General features: G+C 64.2%; 1 protein-coding gene. It reads right to left on the reverse strand.

The window, feature by feature from the left end:
- Nucleotides 1–950 (reverse strand): cbb3-type cytochrome c oxidase subunit I (locus tag IE97_RS0137790; protein ID WP_030252158.1); only part of this gene is annotated, 950 nt, incomplete at both ends.

Raw genomic sequence — 950 nt, forward strand, 5'->3', positions numbered from 1 at the left:
CCGATCCAGTTGAAGAACTTCACACCGGTCGGGACGGCGATGAGGAACGTCATGAAGGAGAAGAACGGCAGCAGCACACCGCCGGTGACGTACATGTGGTGGGCCCACACCGTCACGGACAGACCCGCGATCGCGATGGTCGCGCCGATCAGACCCGTGTAACCGAACATCGGCTTGCGCGAGAAGACCGGGATGACCTCGGAGATGATGCCGAAGAACGGCAGGGCGATGATGTACACCTCAGGATGGCCGAAGAACCAGAAGAGGTGCTGCCACAGCAACGCGCCGCCGTTGGCGGAGTCGAAGATGTGCGCGCCGAACTTGCGGTCCGCCTCCAGGGCGAACAGGGCCGCGGCCAGGACCGGGAAGGCGAGCAGGACCAGCACACCGGTCAGCAGCACGTTCCAGGTGAAGATCGGCATGCGGAACATCGTCATGCCCGGGGCGCGCATGCAGATGATCGTGGTGATGAAGTTGACCGAGCCGAGGATGGTACCGAAGCCGGAGAAGGCCAGACCCATGATCCACATGTCGGCGCCGATGCCCGGGGAGCGGACCGCGTCCGACAGCGGGCTGTAGGCGAACCAGCCGAAGTCGGCCGCACCCTGCGGGGTGAGGAAGCCACCCACAGCGATGAGCGAGCCGAACAGGTACAGCCAGTAGGCGAACATGTTCAGCCGCGGGAACGCCACGTCCGGCGCGCCGATCTGCAGCGGCATGATCCAGTTGGCGAAGCCGGCGAACAGCGGCGTCGCGAACATCAGCAGCATGATCGTGCCGTGCATCGTGAACGCCTGGTTGAACTGCTCGTTCGACATGATCTGCAGACCGGGCCGGGCGAGCTCGGCGCGCATGAACAGCGCCATCACGCCACCGATGACGAAGAACGCGAACGACGTCACCAGGTACAGCGTGCCGATCGTCTTGTGGTCCGTGGTCGTCAGCCACTT

The organism is Streptomyces sp. NRRL S-455 (assembly GCF_000717875.1).
Taxonomy (GTDB): domain Bacteria; phylum Actinomycetota; class Actinomycetes; order Streptomycetales; family Streptomycetaceae; genus Streptomyces.